The following is a 26,980-nucleotide window of genomic DNA, read 5'->3' as shown; positions in this document are numbered from 1 at the left end:
CCACCGGCATCCGCTTTCCTGTCCATAGCGTGCGGGCATGGGAACAGTTCCGGAGCGGCGGGGCGTTTTATTGTCATTCCGTTTTATTGTAATTCGGGCAGGTTTACTTTCATGGATATTGTGCCATTCCATCCTGTATTGAAATATTTTGAAACCTTCATGGAGGCGGAATGTTATGCCCGGGGCGCCGCATGGTTCATGCGCGCCGTCATGCCGACCGGGTAAATGCCGGGATAAGGATAAGCTGCGCATGACGGGGGAGTGCATGTTTGTACGGTCATGACGCATGGAATGACAGGATTACGCACATGCCAGACAGAGTCCCTTCCCAGGCGGATTTTTTTGATTCCGATTTCTGCCAGCATAAGAATTTCTGGCAGAAACGTAAGGTTTCCATCCTGACTGACATGCTGTTCGATATTCACAATACGAAATTCGCCCGGCAGGTCAGGCGTATCGCGACACGTCACCCGGTCCGGAAAGTACTTGTCACGTCCGTACAGGTTCCAAGACGGGACATGAAGCTTGAAAGAATATTCAGCCGGTTCATGAACACACGGCATAGCGTTGATTTCGCCCCGGTGCGCATGATGCGGGGCAAGGGCAAGTTCAGTAATATCAATACAGCCCTGGCACGGGTCAACCTGTCTGATTACGACTGGGTTGTGGTAACGGATGATGATGTGAACCTGCCATACCGGTTTCTGGACAAGTTCATACCGTTATGTGAAATCATGGACCTGAAAATATCACAGCCCGCGCATCGTTACCATTCCCATGCCTCCTTTACGTTCAATTACAGGAAATGGAACAGTATTGCCCGTGTGACGCGATATGTGGAAGATGGCCCCGTTACGGCGTTCCACAGGGATGCCATGGCCTACCTGTTCCCCTTTCCCGAACTGCGCTGGGCATGGGCGACCGATATCGCATTCTGTGACCAGGCCCACAGGCACAACCATAACGTCGGCATTGTCGATTATACCGCCATCGAGCACCTCAAGCCCGCCGGGCAGGATTATCCCGTAGGGGAAGCCCGGGCCGAGGCACGGGCTTTTCTGGCGCGCCGGTCATTGCGGCCCGACCGGCTTGACCTGTTCCGCAATACGGAAATACTGCGCCATATCGGCAATGAATGCCTGACATACGATGTCATGGTGTAAGGGCGGCCTGTGCCCTCGGCATCGCCCGGATGCTGGCTGTTTTCGTGAATTCCCTTTATGGCAGTCCGCAGGAGCTTTCGCGAAGGATTGACCATGCCCCCATCGCATGATGCGGCCCTGTCCCCCGCCGAACAGGCGCAACTGGGCGTCCATATCTGGCATAATGCCTTCTGCGCGGCCCTGCTGGACATGGACGCCGTGCAGCGCAAGGCCCTGCTGGCCCGCCTGGAACGGCTGGGGCGCACCATAGAACAGGGCAAGGATACGCCCAGCCGCGTCAATACCCGTGCCGCGCGCAATCATGCCCTGCACCTGATCCGGCAGGCCGTGACAGAGGCGGAAAACAGGACGCCCCCGCTGCGCGTACCATCATGGTGCCGGGATATCCCTGATTGTGACTGATCGTGCATAAGCGTCTTTTCCCTGTTGCTGATTGCCTGCGGGGCGCAACTGGCCCAGTCTGGCGCTGTAATCATGATGGAAAAGAGGATTTGACGTGATTGACCATGACCTGCAGGGGACGATGCTCCGCCGCATGGCCGATAATGGGGGGGCGGCCAACCTGGCGCCCGAACACGATGCGGATGCCGCGCGTTATGCCCGGAACCTGCTCGACCTGGAATTGCAGGGACTGAGCAAGGGCGGCGTCAGCATTACCGCAAACGGGTTGCGGATCACGGGCGACAGCACTCTGACCAATGCGGGACGGGCCTATCTGGATCGGCCGGATGACATGCATGTGGCGCTGGATGGTTCCAAAACCGTAGAGGCGCTGCACCAGCGTATCGCGGATGACCCCGCCCTGTCGGATACGGAACGCCATGACCTTGCCCGTTCGCTTGATGACATGCACCCGCTATCGCTGAAAGCCTTCGGTCAGGAATTGCTGGAACGTGCGGTCACACATGGGGCGGATACGGTATCGCTGCTGAAAAAACACACGGCCCCGAAGGATGCGCCCTGAGGTCCATCACTTTGCGTGGCGGTGATGGGTGCAGGGCCGTCGCGTTGAATGGCGCCGTAACGGCCGGTCCGCACCGGGCAATTTATGCTGAACCAAGATATGAGAAAAAATGTATATAAAATTAATACATAATTCTTATTTAAATAAAAAATTACCATAATAAATAAAAACGGGCTGCCGCAAGTAAATTGCGAAAAGGTAGCCGGTTTCTTGCATATCAGGTCGGCTTCCGCGTCTCTGCGCTTTTAGGGCCATCTCTGCAATAACACGGGATGGCTGCCTGAAATGGTCGATGGTCATGCCGTGTCTACATGGCGGGCATTCCTTATCAGGCCGTCGGGACGGAAGGGGAACAATGCGGCACTTAACCGATACTTGCCCGCGGGGCGGCAAAGGCCATTCCCTGCTGGCGCTCTGGCGGGTGGCCGTTATGGGGTTTGTCGCAGCATGCCTGCTGGTCCTGCCGGGGCGCGTCCATGCCGCCGATGCGGATGCGGCGCAGGGCATGAGCCGTGAACAGGCGCAACAGGTGCTGGCGGTCATGAACGACCCGGCGAAACGCGCCGAATTCACCAATACGCTGTCGGCCATCGCATCCCGGCTGCCCTCCGCCCCCGCGACCCCTGCCGCAGCCCCCGGGGCCGTTACGGATACCCTGCAGGTCGAACCCGATACGCTGGGTAGCGACCTGGTGCTGGACATGGAAACCCTGCGTGGCCGCCTGATCGTGCAGGCCCAGCATTTTGTCGCCCTGTTTGGCGACCTGGTGTTTGTGGCGCACTGGACCCACACCATTTTCGCCGATCCGCAATCACGGATGATCCTGTTTGACGCCACGGGGCGGGCGACCCTGATCCTGCTGCTGGCGCTGGCAGCGGAACATGGTTTTTCGCTGCTGCTGCGCAAGCCGCTGCTGAAGGTTACCGAACGCGCGGTCGCGACCGAACGCCGCCTGAACCTGCCTGACGCCACCGCCGCCCCGGCGGCGGCCCCACCGGCAGGGGCGAGCGCACAGGACACGGATGACGCGCAGACCCAGCAGGGCGACATGCAGGCCCAGCACGCGACGCTGCGCCTGCTGGCCCGCGTGCCGTATTCGCTTATGCACCTGCTGATCAAGCTGCTGCCGGTGGGACTTTTTTTCGCGCTTGGCACCTGTTTTGCCTACCTGCTGACCACCACGCACCAGGCCATGCTGGTTACGCTTACGCTGACGAATGCCTATGTGGTCGCCCGCGTGGTCTACCTGCTGCTGGAAACGCTGTTCGTGCCGCATTCGCCCGCCATCCGGCTGTGCAGCGCCAGCGACCAGACGGCCTTCATGGTCACGCACTGGCTCAACTTCCTTGTCGCGGCGCCATCGGTGGTGGTCTGCCTGTCCACGCTGGGGGGCGTGTTTGACATGCCCGCGCGCGGGACGGAGGCGATCATCCGTTCCGTCGTGCTGATCGAGCATGTGCTGGTCGCCATTTTCACATGGCGGGTGCGCATGCATGTCGCCGTTGCCCTGCAACCCCCCGCGCGCCTGCGCACGCAGCCATTCTGGATGTTCCTGGGGCGGCTGGTCTACCTGTGGTGGGTGCCGGCCATGTTCTTCAACTTTGCGTTGTGGCTGATCTGGGCCACCCATATCCAGGGCGGTTATGCGTGGATCATCCGCACCGTCATCCTGACAACGGCTGTCGTGATCCTGTCGCGGGTGCTGTCGGTGCTGATCTTCAACCTGCAGAACCGGCTGTTCCACGTCTCCCCCCTGATGGAGGCGCGTTATCCCGGCCTGCAGGCGCGGGTGAACTATTATTATCCGGTTTCGCGCAAGATCCTGTCGTTCCTCATGTTCTTTGCGTCCGCCACGCTGTTCCTGCAGGCGCTGGGGCTGCCTGCCATCCATTTCCTGCTCCATGGCAGGCTGGGGCCTAAGATCATTGGCGCGATGCTGTCGGTGCTGGTTGCCTACACGGTCGCCATCATCATATGGGAAGCCGCCAACGCCGCCCTGCAGGGACAGATCGCCCGTTTCGAGAATTCATCCCAGACCGGGCGGGCCAGCCGCCTGCGCACGGTCCTGCCCATTATCAAGACCGTGCTGCTGGCGCTGATCATCATCATCGTGGCGGTCACCACCCTGTCGCAGATCGGGATCAATGTGGCGCCCCTGCTGACCGGCGCGGGGATCATGGGTGCCGCCATCGCCTTTGGCGCGCAGAGCCTGGTCAAGGATTTCATCACCGGCTTCTTCATGCTGGTGGAAAACGCCATTCAGGTCGGTGACTGGGTGACCGCAGGCGGCGTGTCCGGCACGGTCGAACACCTGTCGATCCGGACCCTGCGCCTGCGCTCGGTCAATGGCGACCTGCATATCATTCCGTTTTCGGAAGTGTCGTCCATCGCCAACACATCGCGTGACTACAACCTTGTCGTGGTCGATTTCATGATCGACCTCAGCCAGGACACCAAGCAGCTTTGCGCGATCTTGCATGAAGAACTGGAGATCATGCGCAAGACGCCCCGTTACGGGCATCTCATCATGTCCGAATTCGCCTTTCTTGGCATCGAGCAGGCGGATGGCAATGGCGCGCGCTTCCTTGGTTCGGTCCGTACCACGCCGGGGTCCAAATGGACGGTCTACCGTGAATACTATGCCCGCCTGGCCGTCCGGATGAACCATGAAGGCATCAAGTTCCCGGTTCCCAGCTTCCTCAATTTTCTGGACAATGGCCCCGGGCAGGATGGCCTGAAGGTGACGGCGACCGCGCCCCCCACCACAGGGCCGCGTGCTGATTCCCCGGCCTGAAGACATTTTTGGTGAAGCTTTTTTCAAAAAGCTTCGGAGACGGTCGCCTTTGTGGAAAAAAGGCGCCACCCAGGGACTTCTTTTACCAATGGTTTATTGTGCCACGAAAACCGTATCGTAAAGCAGCTTGAAATTCAGCACCAGAATGATGGCCGCCACCAGCCATGACAGCAGGGCGAGCGGGCGGGCAATGACGAATTCCCCCATTTTTCCCCGGTCGGATACGAACATCACCAGCGGGATCACGGCAAAGGGCAATTGCAGCGACAGGATCACCTGACTGGCCAGCAGCAGTTGTCCCACGCCCCTGTCCCCGTACAGGGCCGTGACAATGACAACCGGGACAATGGCCAGCCCGCGTGTCAGCAGCCGTCGCGCCCAGTGGGGGATGCGCAGCCGCAGGAACCCTTCCATGATGATCTGGCCGGCCAGCGTGCCGGTAATGGTTGAATTGGTGCCCGCCGCCAGCAGGGCCACCGCGAACAGGGTGGAGGCAATGCCCAGCCCCAGTATGGGGGACAGCAGGCGGTACGCGTCCTCCAGTTCCGCAACGTCCCGGTGCCCGGTGGTGTGGAAGGCGGCGGCTGCCACAATCAGGATGGCCGCATTGATGAACAGCGCCAGCATAAGCGCAAGCGTGCTGTCCCATGTGGCCCAGCGTATGGCGTCCCGTCGTCCCGGCACGGTGCGGGGAAAGGCGCGCGTCTGCACGATGGAGGAATGCAGATACAGGTTGTGCGGCATGACCGTCGCCCCGATGATGCCAATGGCGACATATAGCATCTGGCTGTTGGTCACGATTTGGGGGGAGGGCACAAAGCCCTTCAGCAAGGCCATGATGGGGGGCTGCGCCGCCACGACCTGCACGGCAAAGCACAGGGCAATGATGCTGAGCAGCCCGATAATGAAGGCTTCAAGGTAACGGAAGCCCCGGTTCATCAGGAACAGCACGAGAAAGGCGTCCAGCACGGAAATCAGGGCGCCCGCCAGCAGGGGCATGCCGAACAGCAGTTGCAGCGCGACCGCCGTGCCGATGACTTCCGCCAGGTCGCAGGCGATGATGGCCAGTTCGCAGGCCAGCCACAGGATAATGTTCACAACCGGCGGGAAGTGATCCCGGCAGGCCTGCGCCAGGTCACGCCCGGTGGCGATGCCAAGCCGCGCCGACAGCGATTGCAGTATGATCGCCATGAAGTTTGACAGTCCGATCACAGCCAGCAGCGTATAACCGAACTGCGCCCCGCCCTGCAGGTCGGTGGCCCAGTTGCCGGGGTCCATATACCCGACCGAAACCATATAACCCGGCCCCACGAACGCCATGAACCGGCGCAGCCATGACGCCCCGGCATCCGGCACCCTTACGCTGGCGAAGGCTTCAGGCAGGCTATTGGCTTCAGGTTCCCCCGGCCGGGCGAAGCGCCATGCGGCGGTGGGTGGGGAAGCGGGCGGTGGGGCTGGCGTCATGGTCATACTCAATCGTATCTCCCATGAATATGCAATATGCTATATTCCATTGCTCAGGGAAATTTTATCAGTCGATGCCATGATATGACAGAGGCAATGCATGGAATAAAAAAATCGCACATATATGCCCGTGGGCAGGCCGCGTCTGTATTGGCGATAAAGCTATATCGAAGGGTGAAAGCGGGCAGGACCATAACGGTTGCCAATGCGCCATGCATGGATCGGATGCACGCGCCGTCCCCGCCAGGGGATTGCATTGAAAACCCGCCAGTAAAACAGCCCGTCAATCATAGGGCCGGCTGCCCCGCAACTATGGGCGCAATACGGATTGCGCCCCGAGGCGGCCGTGCGTCCTTCTGGCCAGAACGGGAACAGGGCGCTTTTATTCCGTCGCGGCCAGCGCCACCCTGCCTGCCGCGGCCAGCGCCACGTCGCCCTGGGGGGAGTGGATGCGCGCGCAAAGCACGTTGCGAAAATGGCGTTCCAGCGGGTTGTCCTCGCTCAGGGCCGGATTGCCGATCGCGGCAACGCCCAGCTCCACGGCCCTGATGGCGTTTTCCGTCATGACATATTTGGCCAGATTGGCCTCGGTGCCGGGATAGTCCCCGCTTTCCGCCCGGCCGAGGGCAACATCCAGTATGCTCCGGTTGCTCATCAGCAGCGCGTCAATCTGCCCCAGCAGCGTATGGAACCGGGGCAGGGTGGCAAGCGGCCTGCCCAGCGCCGTCGGCACGCGGGCATGCAGGAAGGAAACCAGCCAGTCCCGTGCCGCATGGGCCACGCCATCATACAGGGCTGCGATGGCCAGCGCATGGCCGGTAACAAGCGCCCCGTCGTTGCTCTGCCACTGTTCGGGCAACCGCAGGTCAACCAGAGCCGATTCAGGCAGTTCGACATTTTCGAATACGAAGGTATGGCTGCCTGTCGCGCGCATGCCCATCTGGCGCCAACTGCGTTCAATGCGTATGCCCGGGGCATGCAGGTCAACCAGAACCTGCCCCACCCGTGGCTGGACCTCGTCCGTTGCGGCCCATACCGTGCCCCAGCGCAGGGCGGTTGACCCGGTGGAATAGATTTTCCGCCCGTTCAGCATGATCCGGCCCGCATCGCGTGTAATGCGTGTCGCGGGCAGGCCGCCGCGTGCGGGGGTACCCAGTTCAGGCTCGACCCGCAGCGCGTTGATCAGCGCGCCATCCCGCAGGGCGGTTTCGATCACCTGCCGTCGCGCGGTGTCAGGCCAGCGGGAATCCCGTGCAACCAGCATATGCTGCAGGAAATGCATGGCCATGATCAGTGCGGTAGTGGGGTCGCCGGTGGCCAGTCGGCCGACCACATCCACCACCTGCCGCAGGCCGCTACCCTGTCCGCCATCCATGCGCGCGATGGTCAGGCCCAGCAGGCCCGCCGCGCGGCATTCATCAAGGTTTTCGGTGGCGATTTCGCCAGATTGGTCATGGGCGGCCGCACGGCTGGCAAAGCGTGCCGCCAGTCCGTCCAGTGTCTGTCGGGGGGGCGGAATGGCGGGGGCGGGGGGTGAACCCATGGCTTGGATATCCTTGCTGCGGTCATCCATGGCGGACCGGACCCCACCAACTTCATCATCATGTGCCGATGCGCGCAAGCCATGGTCGCTCCGGCCCTGCGTGCGTCGGGTAGCGGCCTGAATAATAACAAAAAATATCGTATATTTGTAAAAATATCATACCGTCTGGTTGAAATGATCAGCCATCATGCTACCGTCCCGCCATGTTTTTCCTGTTCGCCCGGCTCCTGTCATGGATGCGGGGCGCGCGCGGAAGGCGTGCGATCGTGCCGCATGGGCGCGATGGCCACCATGGCTGCCCATATCCCGGTTACACGGGTGCGGGCATGCCGGTCTTTTTTCCAACCAGCAGGGTTTCAGATGAAGCAACGTGAACTCGGGCGTACCGGTATCAGGGTCAGCGAGATCTGTCTTGGCACGATGACATTCGGCCAGCAGAATACGGAAGCCGAAGGGCATGCGCAGCTGGACATGGCCGTGGCGAACGGCATCAATTTCATTGATACGGCCGAACTGTACGCCATCCCCCCGCGCGCCGAAACCCATGGTGCGACCGAGCGGATTATCGGTAGCTGGCTCAAGGCCCGGGGCGGGCGTGAACGTCTGGTCATCGCCAGCAAGGTGGTCGGGCGTGGCACGTCGCCATGGTTCCGTCCGGGGGGCGAGGACACGCGCCTGACCCCGGAACAGATCCGTTACGCGCTGGATGGGTCGCTGCGCCGCCTGGGCACGGATTACATCGACCTGTACCAGTTGCACTGGCCGGACCGGAAACTGGGCCTGTTCGGGGCGGGGGGCAATACGTTCGCCACCGTGCCTGATGCCGATGAGGTGCCGATTGCCGAAACGCTGGGCGTGCTGGGGGACCTTGTGAAGGAAGGCAAGATCCGCCATGTCGGCCTGTCGAACGAGACCGCATGGGGCCTGTCGCAATACCTGGCCGAAGCCCGCAACGGCGCGCCGCGCGTGGTGTCGATCCAGAACGCCTATAACCTGATCAACCGCACGTTTGAAATCGGGCTGGCGGAAATGTCGCTGCGCGAAGGGGTGGGGCTGCTGGCCTATTCCCCGCTGGCGCAGGGATACCTGACGGGCAAGTACCTTGACGGCGCGCGGCCCGCCGGTGCGCGCACGACCCTGTTCAAACGTGGGCAGCGTTATGAGAAGCCGGGGGTAGACGACGCCATTCGCGCCTATATCCAGCTTGCGCATGAATACGCGATTGATCCGGTGCAACTGGCCATCGCCTTTGTCACGTCGCGTCCGTTCGTGACCTCCAACATCATCGGGGCCACCAGCACGGCGCAACTGGAGACCATCGTGGGGGCGGAAAACGTGACCATTACCCCGGAACTGGAAGAACGGATCAACGCCATCCACCAGGTCCATTCCAACCCGGCGCCCTGACGGGGCGGGCCATGGCGCGTATCGCCATGGCTGTCCCTTGCGCCGGGACAGTCGGCCAGTATTCCATTATCAACAATCCATGATGTAGTACAAGTAAAAAACGATTTCACCTGATTGAACATATCCGTGCGGATTTGTGAAATTACGTGCTATATTGAATGGCCGTTGTCTTATGGGTGTCCCGGTGATTCTGTTTTTCTCTGGCCTGATCGCGCTTGTCCTTCTGGTCGCACTGAATATCTTCATTTCACTGTCTGAAATATCCTTTGCCGCCGCGCGTGACGTACGCCTGCGTTCGCGCGCGGAAGCGGGTGATGAACGGGCCACAGCGTTCCTGAAACTGCGGCGCAACAGCGGGCAGGTCATGACCGTCCTGCAGATATGCCTCAATGGCGTGGGCGTGCTGGGCGGCATGATCAGTTCGGAAATGATCGCGCCGTCCGTCACCCATGGGCTGATGGGGTGGGGCCTGCCGGCCCCGACCGCGGAAACGCTGGCCTCGGTCTTCGGGTTCGTGCTGGTGACGGGGCTGTTCGTGCTGTTTGCCGACCTGCTGCCCAAACGTGTCGCCATGAACGCGCCGGACAAGATCGCGCTGGCCGTGGGCTGGTTCCCGGCCCTGGCGCTCAAACTGCTCTATCCCATCGTCTGGGTGTTTTCCAAGCTGTCGGACACCATCCTGCGCGCCCTGAAGATCCCGGCGGCATCGGCGGTCGAACCTGTTACGCCAGAGGACCTGCGCGCCATCCTGGCCGCCGGCACGGCGTCGGGCGTGCTGCTGGAACAGGAACACCAGATGATCCAGAACGTGCTGGGGCTGCAGGACCGTTCGATCACATCCGCCATGACCCCGCGTGATGAAATCGTGTTCCTCGACCTGCAGGAAACCATCGAGGAACAGAAGACCAAGGTCCGCGCCAAGCCCTATTCACGCTACCCGCTGTGCAATGGCGGGCTGGATAACGTCGTGGGGTCCATCCGCGCGGAAGACGTGCTGGCGGCCGTGGTGGACCGTGACCCGACCCAGCAGCCCGCCAAGGGGCCACAGGGCGGCCTGTCCAGTGGCAACGCGATCTTTCAGGTGCGGCGCGATGTGCTGTCCGTGCCCGAGACGATCAACCTGTGGGATACGCTGGCGCAGTTCGACACGCATGGCGTGGGTTTCGCGCTGGTGGTGAACGAATACGGGCTGGTCGTGGGGCTGATTACCTTCAAGGACATCATGGGCGCCCTGATGGGCGGGCTTGCCAACCCGTTCGAGGAACAGCTGATCGTGCGCCGCGACGCCAATTCATGGCTGATTGATGGCGCAGCGTCGATAGGCGACGTACGCCGTGAACTGGAAGCCGCCGACCTGGATGAAGCCGGGCCATTCGACACCATTGGCGGTTTTGTCATGCACCGCCTGCGCCGCATGGCCCGCAAGGCCGACCGCGTGGATACGCAGCGTTTCCGTTTTGAGGTCGTGGATGTCGAGGGCTTTCGCATCAACCAGTTGCTGGTCACCCGGCTGGCCGGGCCGTAACCGCCCCGGGGGTCATGGCCTGCCCATGCCCCCGCCGCCCATATAGGGACCACCGTATCCGCGTCCCGGTCCGCCATATCCGTTTCCATAGCCGCCACGGTGATAGCCGTCATACCCACGGTGGTGATGATGGTAGCGACCGTCGTGGCATCCTGCCACGGACAGGCCGATGGCTAGGGCGATGAATAACCTGATGGGACGTATCATGGGCGCCTCCTGATAATATCGTGACAACGCCATGGCGGCGCAAAGGTTTGGTAATTGCCGCCTGAATGCATGCTGGCGGCGGCGTTTGCGTACAATCAGGCCACGCGCGGCGCGGGCAGGCCATGCATGGCGCGGGCTTTTTTCACGACGGGCTGGAAGGTCGCACGATCCGGGCCAGCGGGCGCCTGCCGCCCGCCAGCGCTGGCGCGCAGGCCGCAAGGTCGAGCGAATGGCTGACGGGGGGCCGTAGCGTCCGGCCCGGATTGTTTTCAGGACTGTATCGCGGGTCCGGGAGTCAGAGACTGTTTGAAAAGTCAGCTCATGATAGCACTTTAAAATTAAAGGAAGTTTTTGGTGAAGCTTTTTGCAAAAGCTTCGAAAGAACGCCGCCTTTTTGAAAAAAGGCAGCACCCAAAAACTTTTATTGTTTTTTATCAATTGGTTGTTTTCAAACAGTCTCTCAGCCATGCGGTGGCCGCGGTTCATGACCTGACCATGCCCATGGATGGAAAGCGCGACAAAGGTGTTTGTCCGTCATTATCACCACATGGTCCGGAAAAAGACCCGCCGGGCATGACATGGTCATGCGGGCGGGATGCGGGGTGCGTGTGGCGGGGCATCGGCGGGTGCGCAGCCTTCGGGCGGGTTTTCGCGCAGGAAGCGGGCAAATTCCTCAAATGCCGGGCCACGCGGGTCGGATGCGCGCCAGACAAGCCCGATCGTGCGGCTGGCGGATGGCAGGGCCACTACGCTTATCAGCCCGTCCCATTCGCCCCGGTGGCGCAGCGCAAGCCGGGGGATCAGGGAATATCCCTCGCCCGCGCCAATCATGTGCCACAGCATTTCAAGGCTGGTGGCCAGGCGTGGCGGGTCGCGCTGTGGCGGCGGGCCACATAGCGCCAGCGCCTGGTCACGCAGGCAGTGCCCGTCTTCCAGCAGCAGAAGGTCCGGCCCCTTCAGGTCCGGCATCGCCAGCGCCCTGCGCCGCGCCAGCGGGTGGCTGGCGGGAAAGGCGGCAAGAAACGGTTCGCGGAACAGGGGCGCGCAGTGGAATCCCTCCCCGCTTGCCGGCAGGGCGGCGAATACCACGTCCAGTTCATCATGGCGCAGCATCCGCAGCATTGTATCCGTCAGGCTGTCGGTCAGTTGCAGCTTCAGTTGCGGATAGGCCCGCCGCAGCAGGGGCAGCAGGTCAGGCACGTAATAGGGGCCAAGGGTTGCTATGATCCCCACGCGCAGCACGCCTTCCAGCGGGCCGGTGCGCATGCGCGCGGCCTCGATCATGGCGCGGGCGGCGGCCAGCACGTCGCGGCCCATCGCGATCAGGCGCGCCCCATCGGGCGTGACCGCCACATGGCGGCGCGTGCGCTCGAACAGCACGACGCCCAGCAGGGATTCAAGCTTGCGCACCTGTTCCGACAGGCCGCCCTGGCTGACCCCACAGCGTTCCGCCGCGCGGGAGAAGTTGCGCAGGTCATCCACCGCCACCACATATTCGATGTCGCGCAGCGACAGGCCGGAAAGGGGAATATAGCTCATATCTATAGATAGGACCGATTTTGGGCTGTTTGTAAAAAGGTTTTTCCGATCACACCCATTGACAGAAACGGTTTCTCCCCATTTCGTGTTTGTGGGACAGATACCCGGTCAATAACTGACAAGCCAAAGCAAGGAGCATTCCGCATGGCACGCATCAATTCGTCTTTGAAGCCGTTCGAGACAGACGCCTTCCACAACGGAAAGTTCATCAAGGTGAGCGATGCCGACGTGAAGGGCAAATGGTCCGTCTTCTTCTTCTACCCGGCGGACTTCACCTTCGTCTGCCCGACGGAGCTGGAAGACCTGGCTGAAAATTACGGGACATTCCAGAAGCTGGGCGTGGAAATCTATTCGGTTTCGACCGACAAGCATTTCACCCACAAGGCATGGCACGACACCTCGCCGGCCATCAGCAAGATCAAGTATGTCATGCTGGGCGACCCGACCGGGCACATCGCACGTAATTTTGATGTGTATATCGAGGAAGCGGGCGTGGCCGACCGCGGCACCTTCCTGATCGATCCCGAAGGCCGGATCCAGTACATCGAAATCACCGCTGGCAGCGTCGGCCGCAGTGCAGCCGAACTGATCGCCAAGATCGAGGCCGCGCAGTACGTCGCCTCCCACCCCGGCGAAGTCTGCCCGGCGAAGTGGAAGGAAGGCGGCGCCACGCTGACCCCGTCGCTGGACCTCGTCGGCAAGATCTGACGCCAGTGGTCATGGTCCGGTCCCGTGGGGCCGGGCCACCCACGCCACCTTTCCCCAAAGAGCGGAGTCCATTCCCATGTTGCAAGATCCCATCAAGACGCAGCTCAAGGGTTATCTGACCGACCTTGCGCACCCGATCGTGCTGGAGGCCAGCCTGGATGACACCCCCAAATCGCGTGAGATGCATGAACTCCTGCACGAGGTCGCCGCCCTTTCGGACAAGGTGCAGGTGTCCGAGACAGGGCAGGCCACCCGGCGGCCCAGCTTCGTCATCCGCCGTGATGGGGCGAAAACGGGGGTGACGTTCGCCGCCATCCCGCTGGGGCATGAGTTCACCTCCTTCGTGCTGGCGATGCTGCAGGTGGGCGGCCACGCGCCAAAGATCCCCGATGACGTGGCGGCCCGGATACGCGCCCTGCCGGGACCGTACAATTTCGAGACCTACGTCGCCCTGTCGTGCCAGAACTGCCCCGACGTGGTGCAGGCGCTCAATGCGATGTGCGTGCTGAACCCCAACATTCATAACGTCACGATCGACGGGGCGCTGTTCCCCGATGAGGTCGCGGCCCGCAACATCATGTCCGTGCCGCAGGTTTACCTCAATGGTAAACTGTTCGAGACGGGACGCATGGAAATCGAGCAGATCCTGGCGAAGCTGGATACCGACGCCCCCCGTCAGGCCGCTGAAAAGCTGAAGGATATCGCGCCGTTCGATGTCCTGATCATCGGGGAAGGCCCGGCCGGCGCGTCGGCTGCGATCTACGCCGCGCGCAAGGGGCTGCGCACGGGCCTGCTGGGCGACCGTTTTGGCGGGCAGGTCATGGATACCGCGGGCATCGAGAACTTCATCTCCATTCCCGAAACCGATGGCCCGAAACTGGCGGCGGCGCTGGAGGCGCATGTCCGGCAGTATGACGTGGAGATCATTCCCGGCCAGCGCGCCAAGGAACTGTTTCCCGCGACGCAACCCGGTGGCCTGCATGGCGTGGTGCTGGAAAATGGCGCGGTCCTGCATTCCCGCACGGTCATACTGGCCACCGGCGCGCACTGGCGCCACCTTGGCGTGCCGGGCGAGGAGGAATACCGCACCAGGGGCGTTGCCTACTGCCCGCATTGCGATGGTCCCTTCTACAAGGGCAAGCGCGTGGCCGTGGCGGGCGGTGGCAATAGCGGGGTGGAAGCGGCCATCGACCTGGCCGGCATCGTGGCCCACGTGACGCTGCTGCAGCGCGGGTCGCACCTGAAGGCGGACAAGGTATTGCAGGACAAGCTGCATACGCTGTCCAATGTCACGGTCTTGACCGAGGCCCTGACCACGCGGATCGAGGGCAATGGCCGTAACGTGACGGGGCTGACCTATCGCGGCGGGGATGGCGCGGACCATCATATCGATCTGGAAGGGGTGTTCGTGCAGATCGGCCTGCTGCCCAACACCGGCTGGCTGAAGGACACGCTGAAGCTGAATGACTTTGGTGAAATCATCGTCAACGACCATGGCGCGACCTCGATCCCCGGCGTGTTCGCGGCAGGCGATGCGACGACCACGCCCTACAAGCAGATTGTCATTGCCATAGGCGAGGGGGCAAAGGCCGCGCTGTCCGCCTTTGACTACCTGATCCGCGTGCCCGCGCCTGCGCCGCAAAAGCTGGTTACGGCCTGATGGCTGGCCGGCCGCCGGATGCCAAGCCGTGCAAACGCCACGCAACCCGGTCGCCTTCATGCCGTTGTGCCCGCACAGGCGGCATGAAGGTGGCGTTGGCCGGTTGAGACGCAACGCCGCCGCATGGACCACGCCTGTTGCCCCAAGAACTGGATGGAGACAGGCCAATGGCGTACAAGACAGTCAACCCGTACACCAATGAGACCATTGCAACATTCCCCGACCTGACGGATGCGGAACTGGCGCGGAAGCTGGACCGTGCGCAGGCGACATACAGGGAATGGTCGAAGCTGCCCTTTGCCAGGCGCGCGGTAATCGTGGGCAGGGCCGCCGACCTGCTGCGCACGCAAAAGGATAAATATGCCCGCCTGCTGACACTGGAAATGGGCAAGCTGTATCGTGAAAGCCTGGCGGAAGTCGAACTGTCCGCCGATATCCTGCAATATTACGCCGATAATGCCGAAACTTTCCTCGCCCCGCAGAAGCTGAAGGAAAAAAGCGGGCGGGGGGACCAGGCCATGGTGGTCAGCCAGCCGCTGGGCATCGTCTTTGCGATCGAGCCATGGAATTTTCCCTACTACCAGCTTGCCCGCGTGGTGGGGCCACAGTTCATGGCGGGCAATGTGGTGGTGGTGAAACATGCCTCCAACGTGCCGCAGGCGGCCGCCGCGTTTGAACAGTTGTTCCGCGATGCCGGCGCGCCGGAAGGGCTTTATACCAACCTGTACGCCACCCGTGACCAGGTGGGCAGGATCATTGCCGATGATCGCGTGATTGGCGTCGCCCTGACCGGTAGCGAGGGGGCAGGGGCCATCGTGGCGTCACAGGCGGGCAAGGCGCTGAAAAAGACCACCATGGAACTGGGGGGCAGCGACGCCTTTATCGTGCTGGAAGATGCCGACCTTGAAAAATCCGTGAAATGGGCGGTCTGGGGCCGCATGAACAACGGTGGCCAGTGCTGTGTCGCGGCCAAGCGCATCATTGTGGCCGAACCGATAGCCGATGCCTTTCTGGACCGCTTCGCGACCGAACTGGGCAAGCTGGTCCCCGGTGACCCGATGGATGAAAAAAGCGGCGTGCCGCCCCTGTCATCACAGGGTGCCGCCGACCAGTTGAACGAACAGGTGGAACTGGCGGTCAGGAACGGCGCAAAGGTCATGCGGGTCGGCCCCACGCCCCCCAACCGGGGCGCGTTCGTGCAGACCAGCATCCTGACCGATATCGCGCCCGACAACCCGGTTTTCCATCAGGAACTGTTTGGTCCGGTCGCCATGTTCTTCCGTGTGCGCGATGAAGACGAGGCCATAGCCCTGGCCAATGACAACCCGTACGGGCTGGGTGGCTCGGTCTTTACGTCCGATACGGCGCGCGGCATCCGGGTGGCCGAACAGATCGAGACGGGCATGGTCTATGTCAACCACCCCACATGGACAACATCCGACCTGCCCTTTGGCGGGGTCAAGCGGTCGGGGTTCGGGCGCGAGCTGTCCTCCATGGGCATACAGGAATTCGTCAACAAGAAGCTGATTGATGTCGTGCCGATTGATGCAGGTCCGTAAATCTGTCGCAGGACGTTTCTGGTGAAGCATTTTTCAGGAAGCTTCAGGGAAGGCCGCCTTTTTGAAAAAAGGCGGCACCCAAAAACGTTTATTTATTAAAGATTTATTTTCAAACGATCGTTCAGGCAGTCAAAAACACGTTACGACGGGTTGGCCGGGGGGGCCGCCGCCGGTCCCCGCGCGGCATCGCTGGCCGTTGCCGCCGTGGCGGACGGCAGGGCAAGCTGCAACGTCCTGGTATCCCGCCCGGTTGCGGTGGCGGTCGGGGCAGGCAGCCATCCCCCTTCAAATCCCGCGCGTTCCAGCCCCGCGCGGATATAGGGGTTGCGCTTCATCACGTTCCATACCAGCCCGCTGCGCCAGTTTTCGATCATGAGCAGGATCGGCCCCTGGTCAATGCCCAGGTATTCCCGGTCGGTCCAGAAGGTCTGCCCGTTGCGGAAACTGGGGTTGAACGCATCCACAAACCCGTACCGGCCATAAATGCCCTGACCGTAGCGGTTTTTCATGTTCCGCAACGTCGGCAGCACGATTTCCGGTGCGAACGCAATGGACCCGGCGGCGGCGGTGGGGGCCACGGTGCCGTCATCCTGCGTATAGTCGCGGCCCGCGCCACGGGCGGAATAGGACAGGAAGTGCCGTGACTGCCCATCAATCTGCCGGGTTACGTCACCGGGGCCGTCACAGGCGGTCAGGCCCCACATCGTGGCACTGTAATCCTGCCACTTGCCGGGGTTGGCGATGGCATAGGCCCGCTGGGCATAGACGGCGCGACGGCTGTTTTCAAAATAATCGATCTGTTTTTCACGCGCCCATGCATCCTGCACGCCACGGAAATCGATCCACGCATGGCTGTACTGGTGGCCGAACAGGGGCGCGAAATTCAGGAAGGTCTGGCCATAATAATCGCCCCAGCGCTGGTTGTTGGTGGCCAGCCACGCCTGCCACGATACGGGCGCCAGCGCATGGGTGGGCGAACCGAGGCCGAGGATATAGGCCATCATCCCCTCGCTGTAGCCTTCCCAGTAGCTGGGGATGAAGGCGTGTTCGGGACTCCATCCCATGCTCAGCCGGTTGTCGGGGCGGGTCATCCATTGCCAGTTGACGCGTTTGTACAACTGGTCGGCCAGGTTGCGGATCTCTGCCTCGCGTGGCGTCTGGCGGTCATAATAGGACTGGGCGAACAGCACGCCCTGCATCAGCAGCGCGGTGTCGATGCTGGACAGTTCGATATCATGGCTGAAGCGCAGCCCCGTCCCCCTGTTGAGGAAGTGATAGTAAAACCCCTGGTACCCCATGGCGTTATCGGCGCTGTCATTCTGCGGGCCGTCCATAAGGTAATGCAGGGTGGCCAGCGTCCGTGTCGCGGCCTGCGCGCGGGTGACGTAACCCCGGCTGGCCCCGATGCCATAGGCTGTCAGGCCAAACCCGATGGAGGCCACGCTGCTCAATGTCTGCGGTGATGGGTAGCGATCAGGTACCAGCCCCGTTTTCGGGTCGCCCGCGTCCCAGAACCAGCGGAAGGTCCGGCGTTCCAGATCGTCTGTCAGGGCGTTATCCGCCGCACTGGCGGATAGATGGGGAACGGACGGGGCTGCGACCGCGTTGCCTACGACACCATCCGCGGCCCGCGCGCATAGCCCCGGCGCGCAGGCGGCAAGGACAAGGGCTGACAGGAAGGCACGCGCGTGTCTCCCCCTTGGTCGAGAATGCAAGACTCAGTCTCCCGCCCGTGGCCGTCCGACCCTTATGAATTCAGATCAGGGCCAAGGCAATATCCGGGCAGGCGTACGGATGCGGAAGTTTTATTTCGAAATGTAACCGATATGGCATGGCGGGACGCATCCAACGCCCCGCCATCAGGCTCAGTCCTGCCTTTCAAACGCACCGGCAATATTCAGGGTCACGTCATCACCCACCATCGGTACATAGGCTTTGATCCCGAAATCGCTGCGCCGGATGGTTGCCGTGGCCGCGAACCCGACCGTATAGGCCTTGTCCATCGGGTTGACGCCCGCGCCGACATAATGCGCATGCAGCACGACCGGCCTTGTCACGCCATGCAGCGTCAGGTTGCCCGTAATCGTGGCATTGTCAGCCCCGTCGGCCACGACCGAGGTCGAGGCAAAGGTGGCGTCCGGGTAGCGGGCGGCGTCAAACCAGTCCGCCGCCTTCAGTTCCCCGGTCAGCCTGTCGCTGGGGGTGTAGAGGCTGCTGACCGGCACGCTGACATCCAGCCGGGATGCGGACGGGTGGGCGGGATCAAGCTGCAACGTGCCGCTGATGCCTGAAAACATGCCGGAATAGGGCGTAAAGCCCATATGCATCAGGGAAAAGGTAATCTGGGTATGTCCGGGTTCGACCCGGTAACGCCCGGCCCGCACGTCATGAGCGGGCGTTGCGGCCAGCGCCGGGGCCATGAGCAGCACCCACATGCAGGCGGCCGCCATGTCGCCCGGAATACCTTTTTTCGTAATGCCTTTTTTCATCGTGTCATGCCTTTAATCTGTCGGGACTGGAAAGAACGGCCGGAATGCCGCCATCAGCCAAACCGGAAGCCCGATAGCGCCTTGCCCATGACCGTATCGCTGTAATCGCGCACGCCCCGGTCCGTCCCGGCGGCCCCTGCGGCGAACATGAGCGGCAGCAGGTGTTCGGGGCGGGGATGGCAGATCCGTGCGCCCGGCGCGTGGGTCCACTGCGTCAGGGCCTCGGTCCGTATGTCCGGCGGGGATTCCACCGCATGGGCCAGCCATGTGTCGAATTCCCGCGATACGGCATCGGATTGCGGGTTCTGCCCCATGAAGTGATGCAGGTTGTGGTACGTCATGCCCGTGCCCACGATCAGCACGTTCTGCGCGCGCAGCGGCTGCAGCGCCGCCCCGGTCCGGATTTCCATCGCGGCGTTCAGCTCGCGTTGCAGCGACAGTTCCACAACCGGGATATCCGCCTGCGGAAAGGCCAGCATGAACGGTATGAATACGCCATGGTCAAAGCCCCGCCCGGGGTCCTGCGCGCTGGTGATGCCCGCCCTGTCCAGCAGGGCGCAGACCTGCGCGGCAAGGCGGGGGGAACCCGGTGCGGGATAGCGGAGCTGGTACGTATGGGGCGGAAAGCCGGAATAGTCGTATATCAGCGGCGGGTGGGCGCCCGATGTCACCGTGGGCATGCCCGTTTCCCAATGGCTGGACATAACCACGATCCCGTCGGGGCGCCGGGGCAGGGTGGCGGCGACCCCACGCAGGTAGGCCGCCATATGGTCCCATGTATCCGGCCAGTCCATGAAAAAGCACGGTCCCCCGCCATGCGGCAGGAACAGGACCGGCTGGCGTGCCGTATCATTCCCGGGGCCGGGTTGCTGTTCCATGCCGGTCATCTTCCTGTCGTGGTCGTCATGATCTGTTCATCCATCCGTGTCGGAATCAACGCCCGGCATGCGGATACGTTACGGCGGATCGGTGTGGGTGCGCCAGTTATTGCGTGACCGGCGGCATCATGAAAAAGGGCTATCGGGGAATTGTTGCGCAAGACTGTCTGAAAAGACAGCCCATGATAGTGCTTTAAAATTAAATGAAGTTTTTGGTGAGGCGTTTTGCAAAAGCTTCGAAAGAATGCCGCCTTTTTGAAAAAAGGCGGCACCCAAAAACTTTTGTTTTTTATCAATGGGTTGTTTTCAAACAGTTTCTTAGAATTTTATCTGGAACATCGACATGACCGCATGGAAGTGTTCGGCCGATGGCGTGCGCGTCACCTGCCCGTATTCGTACTGCACGGTCGTGCGGATGATGCCCGTGGGCCACCAGTTCACGGCCAGCGACCCGGTCTGCTGGTCGCCGCCATGTATGGGACCGGATTCAAGGTCGGCCTGTGAATAACGGGCCGCGATTTCCAGCACGCCATAACCGTTGCACAGCACGCTCTGCTTCCTGTCACATGACGGCGCGGAAAACGCCGCCGTGCGGCCCTTCCACTCCCGCTGCTTTCCATTGATGGTGTAGCCAAGCTGCCCGTACCATCCGTGAAAGCGGAGTTGTGCCGCCACGTTATTGATGCGGCTGTTCAGCAGGATGTCATAGGCCTCGCCCTGGAACAGCAGTCGTTTCCATGATACGGCGGCCTCCACCCCGAAGGCCCCCGCGCTGTCGGCCCGGATACTGCCTGTATCGAGGTATTTTGAAACCGTGCCCGGATTGATTTCCGGATTGTCGGACAGCGACAGCGCCGGGGCGGCGTTGCGGGCGGATGCGGGGCGGAACACCCACTCCCCCGAAAATCCCAGATGGAACAGCACGGAGCGTGTGCGGACCGGCAGGCCGACAAGGCGGAAGGCCATGGCGCGCTGGTTGCCGTTTTCGCCCGGCCCCGCCGTGCCCGCGGTGGCGGATAGTGCGAAATGATAACGTTTGCCGTATGTTTCCGCCTGCACCGCCTGCCGTTCGATACCCGTGGCCAGGTTGCGCGTCAGGGTGGAAATGCTGGAACGTTCGATAAAGACGGTATCACCCTGCGCCTGCATGGATTCAAGGCCGAAGCTGGGTTTGAAAATCCCCGCCGTGAATACGAAATGCCGCAGCCCGACATAGGAAACCTGCCCCTCAAACAGGCGCATCGGCCCACCGGGCGCCGGCCCGAAATCCCATATGGCCCCGATTTCGACCTGTTTGTGGATATTCAGCCGCACGCCATTGCGCATGCGCGCCCCCCGCGCCCCCGTGCCCGGACGGGCGGGGGATGCATTGGCGAACCCGCCCACGTCAAGCTGGTCCGTGGCATAGGGTTTTATGGTTATGCCATGCAGGTCAATGGTGGGCACGTTCTGGGCGCGGGCCGTGCCCGCGTGCAGCAGCACGAAGGCGTAGAACGCGGACCCGGCTTGCAATCGGCATGACAAGGGATGGTACTCTCCACGCAATGCACTGGGGCTGACCCGCAGCCCATAGCATGGACGGGCAGGGGGACAGGCCATCAAATCTGCGCGGGAGCGTGTTGCCCGTTTGGAAACACCGGCGCGTGGACAGGCGGGCCGGCCATGGTCCCCGGCCCCGTTTCCCGGTTCGCGCCATCCGGGGTTCAGGCATGCAGGGTGCGTTCATCCGGGTGGTCCTTCGCGCGCATGACCCGGCCAAAGGCCGTGTGGCCAAAGTCACGGGTGTAATCGCCATCAGTCCACGCGGTCAGGCCCGCGACCATGACATGGCGTACGACGCCGGGTGGCCGGTTGATGACCTGGCGGCAGCCAAATGCGCTGCGATAGACGAATTCATAGGTTTTTTCCGGGTCCCACCGCCGCAGGGCATCAGGGTCGATCACGCACAGATCGGCCTGCGCGCCCACCTTCAGCACGCCCGCGTTGAGGTTGAAAAAGCCCGCGGGCAGGCCGGTCAGGCGGTGAACGGCGACAGCCACCCGCCATGGCCCGTCGGGCTGGGCGATCTTCAGGGTTCGCAGGTTTCCGTCATAAAAGGCGATATTGGCCAGGTGCGCGCCACTGTCATTGAACCCCGGCAGCGTGTGGGGATTGAACAGCAGTTTTTTCAGCGTGACCGGATTGCGGTTGGCAAACGCCGTCTCCCACCGCAGGTCCGTATCCCACCGCCGCAGCAGGTGGATGAAGAAAGCGGCGTCATCCCCGATGGGGTTGGGAAAGGTTGCGAAAAACACGGCTTCTTCCGGATTGACCGCCCCATGCCGCCCCCTGGTCGCCTGCCATTGCCGCAGACGGTGATAGGGGTACTGCAGCGTCTCGCCCCGCCACAGGGACAGGGGGCATTCAGCCACCTTCATATCCGCCAGGCGGCGGGTCAGCACGGTGCCCTCCAGCCGCAGCAGCCGGCGCAGCCGGGCAATGGACCATCCCGTCCGGCCTTTCAGCCACATGGCGCGGAAGGCCGCGATCCATTGCGGGTCATCAAGGATGCGCAGGCGCCCCGCCCGGTCATCGGGTTCCAGTTCGTTCAGGGCGCGCAGTTCGGGTATTTCGTCGGCTATGGGGTTGATGGCCCCGTCGCTCCATATACGGAACGTGCCTGACAGCACCTGGAAACGGAACATCCCGTCCAGCAGCCGGGAATTGAGGATGGCGGACAGCATGAGGCACATCGTGACCGCCGCGCGGTTGGTCCACAGGTCGATCGCCGCCAGGACCGTGGTGCGCAGCGGACGGCCGAACAGCCGCCCGCTGGTCAGCAGGAAGGTGCGCACCGCCTCGATGATATCGTCCTTGGGCGGGGTCGCCTGCCATACGCGCCCGTAGCGGCGCACGACATTGGTCAGTTGCGCCAGTTCACGGTAGCTGGCGTACTGGGTCGGGATCTTGCGTTTCTTGTGCGGATTGTTCGCCAGGAAGTGGAAGGGCAGGGCATCGGTGGAAAAACCCGCGTAACCCTGCGCCATGCCTGCATCCAACAGGCGTTCCATCTGCGCGCGCTCGCGCTTGGTGGGCGGGCGGGTAATGGACTGCCGCAGCCCCATGACCGCGATGCGCAGCATGGAATGGGGGATGAGCGGAACAACGTTGGCGCCAAGCGGCAGGCTGCCCAGGTGATCCAGATACCCCTGTGAATCCGTCCATGTGCAGCGGTCCGCCACGCGGGCCAGCACGGGTTTTGGCATGTTTTCAACACGGGCGAAGCAGTCCACGACGGGGTCTTCCCCCGGGCTGCGCTGGTGGCCATAGGTGACACCGATGGAACAGTTGCCAATCACCACCGTGGTGATGCCGTGGCGCACCACTTCGGGCAGTTCGGGGGCCAGTTCCAGTTCAAGGTCCAGATGGGTGTGAATGTCCAGCAGCCCCGGCATCAGCCACAGGCCGGTGCAGTCCACCTGTACCGCGTTTTCATCCCAGTCCAGCGATGGGCCAATGGCCGCGACCCGGCCACCGGATATGGCGATGTCTGCAATCACAGGGTGGCAGCCCGTGCCGTCAAAAAAAAGCGCGTTGCGGTAAACGGTGTCGGGCACGCGGGCCTCCCCAGGACAGCAGGTGGGTACGGTAGCAGGCATGGCGCGGCGCGGCCATGGAGATGATGCCTCCCGTATTCATGACAACAGCCGGGCGCGGGCGGGGTTGCGCCGGACAATGTTGATGACTTCACAAAATGATCCATCGCCCGCCCCGCGCTCTGGCCATGTCACGCATCCATGCGTATGCAGGCATCCCGCACGGACAGGCAGGACAGCATGGGGGAACATATGCCACGGATACGGAACATGACATGCCGGCCCTGACACGGCTGTTCCCGCTATGGGCGGTCCTTGTCTCGGCCGGGGCGATCGCGTCTCCCGCGCCGTTCCTGGCATTGACGCCAGCCATAACACCGCTGCTCGCCTTCATCATGTTCACCATGGGGGTAACGCTGGCGGCGGGTGATTTCATGCGTATCGCGCGCAGGCCACTGCCGGTCGTGGCGGGTGTCGTGCTGCATTACCTGGTCATGCCGCTGGCGGCGTGGGCGATTGCGCATGTGCTGCGCATGCCGCCCATGATCGCCACCGGCATGGTCCTGGTGGGCTGTGTTTCCAGCGGCACGGCGTCCAATGTCATGATCTACCTGTCACGTGGTGACGTGGCGCTGTCGGTCAGCATCAGCACGCTGTCCACGCTGGTGGGTATCATTGTCACCCCGGTGCTGACACGGCTCTATGTCTCGGCGGGTGTCAGTGTCGATAGCTGGGGACTGTTCCGCAGCATTGTCGAAATCGTGGCCCTGCCGGTGATGGGGGGCGTGGTGGTCAATACCACGTTTCCGCAGATGGTCCGGCGGGTCGGACCGGCCCTGCCGCTGGTGGCCATGGTGTCGATCATGGCCATCATCGGCAGTATCGTGGTGGGCGTGCGCCCGTCGCTTGCGGCGGTGGGGCCGCTGGTGCTGGCGGGCGTGGTGCTGCACAACGCGATCGGGCTGCTGGGCGGGTACTGGGGTGGTCGCCTGCTGGGCCTTGACGAGGGCGTGTGCCGCACGCTGGCGCTGGAGGTCGGCATGCAGAATTCCGGCCTGGCCGCAACATTGGGGCGGCTGTATTTCACCCCGCTGGCGGCCCTGCCGGGGGCGGTGTTTTCAGTATGGCACAACATATCGGGGTCGGTCCTTGCCGCCCTGTGGGCGGGGCATCCCCCGCGCGATGGCCGCCCGTAGCCCCACGCATGTTCACCGTCATGGCGGCGGCGCGCTACCAGGCGTGTGCAGCAACAAAAAAAGCGCGATGACCAGCAGGATGATTGGCAGCAGCCCAAGGCCGTTGAATCCGGTTCCCCTTGGCCCGCCGTACCAGCCGGAGCGGTAACCGTAACCACCCCCGCCAATGGCGAAGATGATGAGGGCAATGACAAGAAGGGTCAGCATGGGATGTACTCCGCAAAATGCCTGCTGGTCCAACGGGCCATGACAGGGATGGTTCCTGTATTCAGGCCCGTGTGGGACATGCGGGGTAAAGGATCATTGAATAAAGCCGGGCCGGGCCGCCCATAGGCCATTGAACCGCCGGATATGACGGGTGGCCCGTCCCGACAGCCAGGTGCCTGGTTCCGTGTTTTCCTTGGATTGCCGCAGAATTTCCTTGCCAGCACCGGATTGCCCAAAGGTCCTGGTGAAGCTTCTTTTGAAAGGATTCCGCAAACGCCACCCTTTCTGGAAAAAGGTGGCGTCTGGAAACCTGTCTTTTCAGGTGACCTGTTCAGGCCACCGGCGACAGCAGCGGCCTGCCGGCAAAATGGGCGGCAAGGTTGCCTATGACCAGCCTGCCCATCGCCAGCCGGGTTTCCACCGTGGCGCTGGCGCGATGGGGTTGCAGGACCGTGCGGGGCGAGGTGCGCAGGCCCTCGGGCACGTCGGGTTCATGCTCGAACACATCCAGCCCCGCCCCACCCAGCGTCCCCTGTGCCAGGGCGGCGACAAGGGCGGCTTCGTCCACCACCGACCCGCGCGCCACGTTGATCAGCACACCATCCGGCCCCAGCGCATCAAGAACCTGCCGGTTGACCAGATGCCGTGACCCCGCGCCGCCGGACGCCGCCACCACCAGCACGTCGCTGTCCCGTGCAAGGGCCAGCAGTTCCGGCACGAAAGTATAGCCGGGCAGGGCCTTGTCACAGCGATCGGTATAGGAAACCGGCATAGCGAACGCACTGGCGCGTGTCGCCACGGCCTGTCCCACATGGCCCATGCCCAGTATGCCCAGCCTGCGCCCCGACACCCTGTGGCCCAGCGGGGGCGCGGGCGTGTGGCCCCATGCGCCGTCGCGCACGTAACGGTCCGCCGCCGGCAGGCCGCGCAGCAGCGCCAGCAGCAGGCCCATCGCCATGTCCGCCACGTCATCGGTCAGCACGCCCGGCGTGGTGGTGACATGGATGCCGCGCCGCCTTGCTTCATTCAGGTCAACGGCGTCCGTGCCGATGCCGTTGATGGCGATGATCTCAAGGTGGGGCAGGCTGTCCATGATGGCGCGGGGCACGCCGGTGCCGCCGCCGGTCGCGATGCCGCGTATCGATCCGGCGATTTTGTCTAGCGGTTCACCCGCTGTCGGGCGATGGACGTTATAGGCCGCATCAAGCTGTTTCTCGATTTCAGGCATCATGGGTTCAAGCAGCAGGATATCGGGCTTCATGTCAGACCTTTCGTACGGGCAGCGCGGGGTTCAGGCCAGATGGGCGCATACCGAACCCAGCGCGGGAAAGCTGGCTTCGACATCCGTGCCGTGGGGCACGAAAATGGTGCCGGTGGTGGACCCGGTCGTCACCACGCAGCCTGCATCGATGCCCATGCCGCGCCGGGCTGCATGGTTGGCCAGCCAGACCAGCATGCGCAACGGGTCGCCCGCCGAATTGCCGCCAGTATGGTCGGCCGCGACCTTGCCATCAATCCGCAGCACCACGCGTTCGTGTACCGGATCAAGCGTGCGCCACGTGGTGGTGCCGGGGCCTACGATCAGTGCGCCATGGCTCTGCTGGTCGGCGGCATGCAGCAGTTTATGCAGGGACCCGGGCCGGGCGAAGCGGGTATCAAGGATTTCGATCACCGGATGGGCCGTGCCGATGGCGTCCAGCACCTCATCACGTGTCCATGGCGCGGCCCGTGGGGGCAGGGCGCGGGCGAAACGGTAGCCGATCTCGGCCTCGACCCCCAGATGGCGGCAGGTATCCGCCGGGACGGTCGCGCCATCACTGAAAATGGTCGCGGTATGGATGGGCGCGCAGGCGGGTTCGGCATCCGGGGCGGGCGCGCCCACCTTCCACCCGCCAACCGGGCCAAGGGACCGCCCCACCATATCCTGCACCGCGTAGGCATCGGCCTGCGTGGCCGGTACCAAGGCCCCGTCCACGTGGGCTGGCGGCGGCAACCAGCCGCGCCGGACGGCAAGGAGCAGTTCTGGCAGGCTGGTGATGGCAGGCATGGAAAGTGTGTTCCCTGATACGGTCATGACCCCGGCACGATGGCACATTACACCC

The 26,980-nt window shown here is 62.6% G+C and carries 22 protein-coding genes; 10 read left to right on the top strand and 12 right to left on the bottom strand.

All coding sequences use genetic code 11. From position 1 onward, the window contains the following. Positions 1–308: 308 nt before the first annotated feature. The 4 genes from CFR76_RS02140 to CFR76_RS02125 all read left to right on the top strand — a co-directional run bounded on the left by CFR76_RS02140 (position 309) and on the right by CFR76_RS02125 (position 4,921). Complete coding sequence (locus tag CFR76_RS02140; protein WP_110555606.1) at positions 309–1,163, top strand: hypothetical protein; 855 nt, start codon at positions 309–311, stop codon at positions 1,161–1,163. A 93-nt stretch (positions 1,164–1,256) separates the two neighbouring features. After that, complete coding sequence (locus CFR76_RS02135) at positions 1,257–1,565, top strand: hypothetical protein (protein WP_110555605.1); 309 nt, start codon at positions 1,257–1,259, stop codon at positions 1,563–1,565. Between the two features lie 94 nt (positions 1,566–1,659). Next, complete coding sequence (locus CFR76_RS02130; protein WP_110555604.1) at positions 1,660–2,127, top strand: hypothetical protein; 468 nt, start codon at positions 1,660–1,662, stop codon at positions 2,125–2,127. A 355-nt stretch (positions 2,128–2,482) separates the two neighbouring features. Next, complete coding sequence (locus tag CFR76_RS02125; protein WP_110555603.1) at positions 2,483–4,921, top strand: mechanosensitive ion channel family protein; 2,439 nt, start codon at positions 2,483–2,485, stop codon at positions 4,919–4,921. Between the two features lie 93 nt (positions 4,922–5,014). On the opposite strand, the gene CFR76_RS02120 is transcribed toward CFR76_RS02125, so the two are convergent. Together CFR76_RS02120 and CFR76_RS02115 are read right to left on the bottom strand one after the other, a co-directional pair. Beyond that, positions 5,015–6,391, bottom strand: coding sequence for an Nramp family divalent metal transporter (locus CFR76_RS02120; RefSeq protein WP_110555602.1), 1,377 nt, complete (start codon positions 6,389–6,391; stop codon positions 5,015–5,017). A 376-nt stretch (positions 6,392–6,767) separates the two neighbouring features. Next, complete coding sequence (locus CFR76_RS02115; protein ID WP_110555819.1) at positions 6,768–7,928, bottom strand: acyl-CoA dehydrogenase family protein; 1,161 nt, start codon at positions 7,926–7,928, stop codon at positions 6,768–6,770. 360 nt (positions 7,929–8,288) lie between these two features. Here CFR76_RS02115 and CFR76_RS02110 point away from each other — a divergent pair, with 360 nt between their 5' ends. Together CFR76_RS02110 and CFR76_RS02105 are read left to right on the top strand one after the other, a co-directional pair. Beyond that, the gene (locus CFR76_RS02110; RefSeq protein ID WP_110555601.1) at positions 8,289–9,335 is read left to right on the top strand and encodes an aldo/keto reductase; all 1,047 of its coding nucleotides are present in this window, start codon (positions 8,289–8,291) and stop codon (positions 9,333–9,335) included. Positions 9,336–9,507: 172 nt separating this feature from the next. After that, complete coding sequence (locus CFR76_RS02105) at positions 9,508–10,860, top strand: hemolysin family protein (RefSeq protein WP_110555600.1); 1,353 nt, start codon at positions 9,508–9,510, stop codon at positions 10,858–10,860. Positions 10,861–10,872: 12 nt separating this feature from the next. Here the strand turns inward: CFR76_RS02105 and CFR76_RS17915 are convergent, their stop codons facing one another. Continuing rightward, a complete protein-coding gene (locus CFR76_RS17915) occupies positions 10,873–11,535 on the bottom strand; it encodes a hypothetical protein (RefSeq protein WP_167402032.1) in 663 nt (220 codons plus the stop codon). Between the two features lie 114 nt (positions 11,536–11,649). Beyond that, positions 11,650–12,606 (bottom strand): hydrogen peroxide-inducible genes activator, encoded by a 957-nt coding sequence (locus CFR76_RS02100; protein ID WP_110555599.1) that lies wholly within the window; start codon positions 12,604–12,606, stop codon positions 11,650–11,652. A gap of 144 nt (positions 12,607–12,750) precedes the next feature. Here CFR76_RS02100 and ahpC point away from each other — a divergent pair, with 144 nt between their 5' ends. The 3 genes from ahpC (at position 12,751) to CFR76_RS02085 (ending at position 16,533) form a co-directional block, all read left to right on the top strand. Beyond that, the gene (gene ahpC, locus CFR76_RS02095; protein ID WP_025438288.1) at positions 12,751–13,314 is read left to right on the top strand and encodes an alkyl hydroperoxide reductase subunit C; all 564 of its coding nucleotides are present in this window, start codon (positions 12,751–12,753) and stop codon (positions 13,312–13,314) included. A 76-nt stretch (positions 13,315–13,390) separates the two neighbouring features. Then, on the top strand, positions 13,391–14,974 hold the full coding sequence (gene ahpF, locus CFR76_RS02090; RefSeq protein ID WP_110555598.1) for an alkyl hydroperoxide reductase subunit F: 1,584 nt from the start codon (positions 13,391–13,393) through the stop codon (positions 14,972–14,974). A gap of 167 nt (positions 14,975–15,141) precedes the next feature. Next, positions 15,142–16,533: an NAD-dependent succinate-semialdehyde dehydrogenase gene (locus CFR76_RS02085; RefSeq protein WP_110555597.1), complete on the top strand. Its 1,392-nt coding sequence runs from the start codon at positions 15,142–15,144 to the stop codon at positions 16,531–16,533. Positions 16,534–16,673: 140 nt separating this feature from the next. On the opposite strand, the gene CFR76_RS02080 is transcribed toward CFR76_RS02085, so the two are convergent. The 5 genes from CFR76_RS02080 to CFR76_RS02060 form a co-directional block, all read right to left on the bottom strand. After that, complete coding sequence (locus CFR76_RS02080) at positions 16,674–18,248, bottom strand: glucoamylase family protein (protein ID WP_208623909.1); 1,575 nt, start codon at positions 18,246–18,248, stop codon at positions 16,674–16,676. Between the two features lie 150 nt (positions 18,249–18,398). Then, a complete protein-coding gene (locus CFR76_RS02075; protein ID WP_110555817.1) occupies positions 18,399–18,983 on the bottom strand; it encodes a YceI family protein in 585 nt (194 codons plus the stop codon). 92 nt (positions 18,984–19,075) lie between these two features. After that, on the bottom strand, positions 19,076–19,900 hold the full coding sequence (locus tag CFR76_RS02070) for a DODA-type extradiol aromatic ring-opening family dioxygenase (RefSeq protein ID WP_110555816.1): 825 nt from the start codon (positions 19,898–19,900) through the stop codon (positions 19,076–19,078). A 318-nt stretch (positions 19,901–20,218) separates the two neighbouring features. Further along, a complete protein-coding gene (locus CFR76_RS02065; protein ID WP_408884346.1) occupies positions 20,219–21,412 on the bottom strand; it encodes an OprO/OprP family phosphate-selective porin in 1,194 nt (397 codons plus the stop codon). 191 nt (positions 21,413–21,603) lie between these two features. Further along, positions 21,604–23,496, bottom strand: coding sequence for an N-acyl-D-amino-acid deacylase family protein (locus tag CFR76_RS02060; RefSeq protein ID WP_110555596.1), 1,893 nt, complete (start codon positions 23,494–23,496; stop codon positions 21,604–21,606). Between the two features lie 254 nt (positions 23,497–23,750). On the opposite strand from CFR76_RS02060, the gene panS reads away from it, so the two are divergent. After that, complete coding sequence (gene panS, locus CFR76_RS02055) at positions 23,751–24,671, top strand: ketopantoate/pantoate/pantothenate transporter PanS (protein WP_110555814.1); 921 nt, start codon at positions 23,751–23,753, stop codon at positions 24,669–24,671. Positions 24,672–24,689: 18 nt separating this feature from the next. Here the strand turns inward: panS and CFR76_RS02050 are convergent, their stop codons facing one another. The 3 genes from CFR76_RS02050 to CFR76_RS02040 form a co-directional block, all read right to left on the bottom strand. Beyond that, positions 24,690–24,878, bottom strand: a complete 189-nt coding sequence (locus CFR76_RS02050) for a hypothetical protein (RefSeq protein ID WP_110555595.1) — start codon at positions 24,876–24,878, stop codon at positions 24,690–24,692. Between the two features lie 331 nt (positions 24,879–25,209). Then, on the bottom strand, positions 25,210–26,139 hold the full coding sequence (locus tag CFR76_RS02045) for a 2-hydroxyacid dehydrogenase (RefSeq protein ID WP_110555594.1): 930 nt from the start codon (positions 26,137–26,139) through the stop codon (positions 25,210–25,212). A 30-nt stretch (positions 26,140–26,169) separates the two neighbouring features. After that, on the bottom strand, positions 26,170–26,973 hold the full coding sequence (locus tag CFR76_RS02040; protein ID WP_110555593.1) for a 2-keto-4-pentenoate hydratase: 804 nt from the start codon (positions 26,971–26,973) through the stop codon (positions 26,170–26,172). Positions 26,974–26,980 lie beyond the last annotated feature (7 nt).

This window comes from Komagataeibacter swingsii (assembly GCF_003207895.1).
Lineage (GTDB): Bacteria > Pseudomonadota > Alphaproteobacteria > Acetobacterales > Acetobacteraceae > Komagataeibacter > Komagataeibacter swingsii.
This window is presented reverse-complemented; position numbering and strand designations above follow the sequence as displayed.

Bases quoted from the DNA above. Each gene is read 5' to 3' on its own strand.
- CFR76_RS02140 (WP_110555606.1), top strand. From the start codon at position 309: ATGCCAGACAGAGTCCCTTCCCAGGCGGATTTTTTTGATTCCGATTTC.
- CFR76_RS02135 (WP_110555605.1), top strand. From the start codon at position 1,257: ATGCCCCCATCGCATGATGCGGCCCTGTCCCCCGCCGAACAGGCGCAA.
- CFR76_RS02125 (WP_110555603.1), top strand. From the start codon at position 2,483: ATGCGGCACTTAACCGATACTTGCCCGCGGGGCGGCAAAGGCCATTCC.
- CFR76_RS02120 (WP_110555602.1), bottom strand. From the start codon at position 6,391: ATGACCATGACGCCAGCCCCACCGCCCGCTTCCCCACCCACCGCCGCA.
- CFR76_RS02115 (WP_110555819.1), bottom strand. From the start codon at position 7,928: ATGGGTTCACCCCCCGCCCCCGCCATTCCGCCCCCCCGACAGACACTG.
- CFR76_RS02110 (WP_110555601.1), top strand. From the start codon at position 8,289: ATGAAGCAACGTGAACTCGGGCGTACCGGTATCAGGGTCAGCGAGATC.
- CFR76_RS02105 (WP_110555600.1), top strand. From the start codon at position 9,508: ATGGGTGTCCCGGTGATTCTGTTTTTCTCTGGCCTGATCGCGCTTGTC.
- CFR76_RS17915 (WP_167402032.1), bottom strand. From the start codon at position 11,535: ATGGCTGAGAGACTGTTTGAAAACAACCAATTGATAAAAAACAATAAA.
- CFR76_RS02100 (WP_110555599.1), bottom strand. From the start codon at position 12,606: ATGAGCTATATTCCCCTTTCCGGCCTGTCGCTGCGCGACATCGAATAT.
- ahpC (WP_025438288.1), top strand. From the start codon at position 12,751: ATGGCACGCATCAATTCGTCTTTGAAGCCGTTCGAGACAGACGCCTTC.
- ahpF (WP_110555598.1), top strand. From the start codon at position 13,391: ATGTTGCAAGATCCCATCAAGACGCAGCTCAAGGGTTATCTGACCGAC.
- CFR76_RS02085 (WP_110555597.1), top strand. From the start codon at position 15,142: ATGGCGTACAAGACAGTCAACCCGTACACCAATGAGACCATTGCAACA.
- CFR76_RS02075 (WP_110555817.1), bottom strand. From the start codon at position 18,983: ATGGCGGCCGCCTGCATGTGGGTGCTGCTCATGGCCCCGGCGCTGGCC.
- CFR76_RS02070 (WP_110555816.1), bottom strand. From the start codon at position 19,900: ATGGAACAGCAACCCGGCCCCGGGAATGATACGGCACGCCAGCCGGTC.
- panS (WP_110555814.1), top strand. From the start codon at position 23,751: ATGCCGGCCCTGACACGGCTGTTCCCGCTATGGGCGGTCCTTGTCTCG.
- CFR76_RS02050 (WP_110555595.1), bottom strand. From the start codon at position 24,878: ATGCTGACCCTTCTTGTCATTGCCCTCATCATCTTCGCCATTGGCGGG.
- CFR76_RS02045 (WP_110555594.1), bottom strand. From the start codon at position 26,139: ATGAAGCCCGATATCCTGCTGCTTGAACCCATGATGCCTGAAATCGAG.
- CFR76_RS02040 (WP_110555593.1), bottom strand. From the start codon at position 26,973: ATGTGCCATCGTGCCGGGGTCATGACCGTATCAGGGAACACACTTTCC.